Annotated in this window: 2 protein-coding genes and 1 pseudogene; 1 reads left to right on the top strand and 2 read right to left on the bottom strand. The window is 76.6% G+C overall.

Translation table 11 applies throughout. From position 1 onward, the window contains the following. Together AAHZ94_RS31295 and AAHZ94_RS31300 are read right to left on the bottom strand one after the other, a co-directional pair. Positions 1–84: pseudogene (locus AAHZ94_RS31295) on the bottom strand (DUF192 domain-containing protein); the annotation flags it as partial. 817 nt (positions 85–901) lie between these two features. Beyond that, the gene (locus AAHZ94_RS31300) at positions 902–1,771 is read right to left on the bottom strand and encodes a DUF3109 family protein (protein ID WP_349997094.1); all 870 of its coding nucleotides are present in this window, start codon (positions 1,769–1,771) and stop codon (positions 902–904) included. 392 nt (positions 1,772–2,163) lie between these two features. Here AAHZ94_RS31300 and AAHZ94_RS31305 point away from each other — a divergent pair, with 392 nt between their 5' ends. Next, entirely contained in the window at positions 2,164–3,126 is a 963-nt protein-coding gene (locus AAHZ94_RS31305) for a Ppx/GppA family phosphatase (RefSeq protein WP_349997095.1), read from the top strand. Positions 3,127–3,275: the final 149 nt, after the last annotated feature.

The raw sequence follows: 3,275 nt of genomic DNA on the forward strand, positions 1-3,275 counted from the left end.
GACATCGATGGCAAACCGCATCCGAAACGTGTGCACCCCGCTCGCCGGGCTCAGCAACAGCGCACCCACGATCCCCTCCCCCCCCCCCCCCCCCCCCCCGCCGGCCCCGGCCCCCCCCCCCCCCGCGCCCGGCCCCGGCGGCGACGCCGGGCGCCGCGCAGCCCACGCCCGGGCCCGGCAGCAGCGCGCCGGTGCCGGGGCAGTTGACGGTGGCGGCGCAGCCCAGCGGCGACGCGACGCTGATCATCCTGACCGCGGCCGGCGGGCCGGTGCGCTGGTCGGCCGTGCCGGACGCGCCGTGGCTGCTGCTCAGCCAGAGTTCGGGCGAGCTCGGCGCCGGCGAGTCGGTGACGCTGGTGGTCACCGTCGACCACGCGCGGGAGCCGGTCGGCCCGTGGACCGGGCGCATCTCGGTGACGCCGACGGGTTCGGTCGTCACCATCGAGGGCGCCGGCGAACCCACGGCCCCGGAACCGACCCCCACCCCCACCGAGCCGACCCCGACACCCACGCCGACCCCGACCCCGAGCGACCCGGCCCCCCAGCCGACCGAACCGGCGGGCAGCCCGGCCCCGTAACGCCGGCTCCCCGCTTCGCCTGCGCCCCCGTTCCGCCCTGCTCCACCGCACGTCCCCGCACGCACCTGCGTGAACCCGTACGAGTGCTCCGTACGCGTTCGCCGCGCGTCTCTCCCGCGCATCTCCCGTACGTCTCGCCGCACGGGATTCCCGTACGAGGCCCCCGTACGAGCCGGGGTCCGGCCCCCACCGGACCTCGGCTCCTTGCGTTGCGCGGACAGGGGCGGGCGGGCAGCCGGCGGCGGGGCGGCTCGGGTACGGGGTTCCGGTAGGGGTCTTCAGCGCGGATCTTCGGTACGGGTCGGGCGTGTCTTCGGGGTGGGTCAGGCTCCGGCGGGTGTGTCGTGCGCGGGGGTCCGGGGCGGGTCGGCCGGGTGGGGGGCCATCGGGAGGAGGGCGGCGAGCCTGGCCTCGCACAGGGTGACCAGTTCGGCGTAGCCGGCCGGGCCCATCAGCTCGGTGAGTTCGGGACGGTAGGTGACGTACACCGGGTCGCCCGCGCCGTGCGCCGACGTCGCCGAGGTGCACCACCAGTGCAGGTCGTGGCCGCCCGGGCCCCAACCGCGGCGGTCGTACTCGCCGATCGACACGACCAGCACCCGGGTGTCGTCCGGGCGGTCCACCCAGTCGTAGGTGCGGCGGACGGGGAGCTGCCAGCACACGTCCGGCTTGGTCTCCAGCGGCTCCCGGCCCTCGCGCAGGGCGAGGATGTGCAGCGCGCAGCCGGCGCCGCCGGCGAAGCCCGGGCGGTTCTGGAAGATGCACGAGCCCTCGTAGCGCCGGGTCTGGCGCTCGCCGTCCTCGTCCTCCTGCACCCAGCCGGTGCGCGTGCCCACGTCGTGGAACTGCCACAGGTCCGGGGTGAGCCGGGCCGCGTGCCCCGCGACCCGCTGCTCGTCCTCCTCGTCCGAGAAGTGCGCGCCGAGCGTGCAGCAGCCGTCGGCCGCCCGGCCGGCCTGGATGCCCTGGCAGCCCTGGCCGAAAATGCAGCTCCAGCGGGACGTCAGCCAGGTCAGGTCACAGCGGAAGACCTGTTCGTCGTCGGCCGGGTCGGGGAACTCCACCCAGGCCCGCGGAAAGTCGAGCCCCTGCTCGTCCGCGGGGTCCGGCGTCCCGGCCGTGGGCTTCTTCGGCGCCTTCGGCGACCCCTGCTTTGGCGCTTTGCCCTGCTTCGCCTTTTTGGTCTTTGCCACGCCCCCAGCGTATGCGCCAGCCGGCGGCATCCCGTTGCCCGGGCGGGTGTGACCGCCGCCGGCCGCGCGACCTGCCGCGGAGCGTGCGCGGTGGGCGGACGGGCGGGGCGGCTGGCCGGGCGGGGCGCGGACGGCACCGGCCGTCGGCCGCACACAGGCCCCGTACGGGCCGCTTTCGGGCCCTGGGCGGGCGGAACTCCGGTCTGCGCGGCCCGGCGCGGCCGGGCCAACGGACGGCCCTGCGGCCCCGTCCGCGCCCCCTCCGCCCCCCCCGGCCCAGGGGGGTTCCGCGCTCCCGGAGGTCACTTCTCGTCGCCGTATCGTGACCAATCGAGCCGTATCGTGACCAGCCGATCGCCGAGCGGTCCGCCGCGCACAGTAGCGTTCTGGCCATGAGACTCGGTGTCCTAGATGTGGGTTCGAACACGGTGCACCTTCTGGTGGTGGACGCCCACCCCGGTGCCCGCCCGTTGCCCGCGCACTCCCACAAGGCGGAGCTGCGCCTGGCCGAGCTGCTCGATCCGGATGGTTCCATCGGCAGTGACGGCATCGACCGGCTGGTCGCGGTGGTGCGCGAAGCGCTCCGCGCGGCCGAGGACAAGGGCTGTGAGGAGGTACTGCCCTTCGCCACCTCCGCGGTCCGCGAGGCCACCAACGTGGACGAGGTCCTGACCCGCGTCGCGGCCGAGACCGGCGTCCGGCTCGCGGTGCTGACCGGCGACGAGGAGGCGCGGCTGACCTTCCTCGCGGTGCGCCGCTGGTTCGGCTGGTCGGCCGGCCGGCTGCTGGTGCTCGACATCGGCGGCGGCTCGCTGGAGATCGCGTACGGCCAGGACGAGGAGCCCGACGCGGCGGTCTCGCTGCCGCTGGGCGCGGGCCGGCTCACCGGCGGCTGGCTGCCCGGCGACCCGCCGGACGCGGACGACGTACGGGCCCTGCGGCGGCACGTGCGGGCGCAGATCGCCCGGGTCGTCGGCGACTTCAGCCGGCTCGGGCCGCCGGACCACGTGGTGGCCACGTCCAAGACGTTCAAGCAGCTCGCGCGGCTGACCGGCGCGGCGCGTTCGGCCGAGGGCCTGTACGTGCAGCGCGCCCTGAACCGGACGGCGCTCACGGACTGGGTGACCCGGCTGGCCGACATGCCGACCGCCGAGCGCGCCGAACTGCCCGGGGTCTCGGTCGGCCGGGCCGGCCAGTTGGTGGCCGGGGCGCTGGTCGCGGAGGCGTCGATGGAGCTCTTCGAGGTCGACGAGCTGGAGATCTGTCCCTGGGCGCTGCGCGAGGGCGTGATCCTGCGCCGCCTGGACCACCTGCCGGCCGAGCGCCCGGCCCTGGGGCAGCTCACGACGGGGTAGCGGGGGCGCGGCGAACGGGGCGGCCCGGGCGCGGCGGGGTGGCGCGGGGCGCGGGGGGGGCCGGCCCCCCCCCCCGGCCCGGGGGTTTTTACCAAATCCCCGGCCCCCCGCCGGGCGGCGGGGGGGGTGGGGGGGGGGGGGGGGGGGGG

Origin of the sequence: Streptomyces sp. HSW2009 (genome assembly GCF_040240285.1) — a bacterium.
In the GTDB taxonomy this organism is placed as follows: Bacteria; Actinomycetota; Actinomycetes; order Streptomycetales; family Streptomycetaceae; genus Streptomyces.